This is a genomic window from Roseibium sp. AWQ4_290, assembly GCF_056160985.1.
Window position 1 is genome coordinate 1 of record NZ_JBSWYG010000056.1, and the last position, 607, is coordinate 607.

Sequence of the window (607 nt, forward strand, 5' to 3'; positions counted from 1 at the left end):
GTCCTGCCAGCATTCCAGGCGATCGGCGTAGGCGCGGATCTCAACGGGACGACCGACCGCGCGGGCATCGACCGAGTACCGGTTCTTGTCGAACCGTACGAGGCAAGTCTTGGAGACAGAGGCCGGGATGGCATGGAAGCCGTCAAACGCTCCGACATAGGGAACCAGGCTTCCGCGCTCTTCCTCGAACACGTCCCAGATTGTCTTGTCCGGGACGTCGGGATGACGGTTCGCCTTGGCATAAGCGATGCACCGGTCCTTGAGCCAGGCGTTCAGCTCCGCATAGGATCTGAACTTCGGCCGTGGTACGAAGAACCGCCGTCGGAGCACGCCCACCTGGTTCTCGACCTGGCCCTTCTCCCAACCCGATGCCGGGGTGCAAGCAACCGGATCGACCAGGTAATGCCCGCACATCTGCTGAAAACGGCGATTGTAGGCGCGATCCTTGCCAACGAAGATCGCATCCACCACCGTCTTCATGTTGTCGTAAATTCCGCGCGCGCAGGCGCCGCCGAAGAAGGCGAACGCCTTGTCATGCGCATCGAACACCATCTCCTGGGTCTCTCTGGGATAAGCCCGCACAAACGGCATCCGGCTGTGGCAGAGA

At 61.4% G+C, this 607-nt stretch carries 1 protein-coding gene; it reads right to left on the bottom strand.

Translation table 11 applies throughout. The features are described from left to right. On the bottom strand, window positions 1–607 hold a 607-nt coding region (istA, locus tag ACXAH0_RS25105; protein WP_475196015.1), incomplete at both ends, for an IS21 family transposase.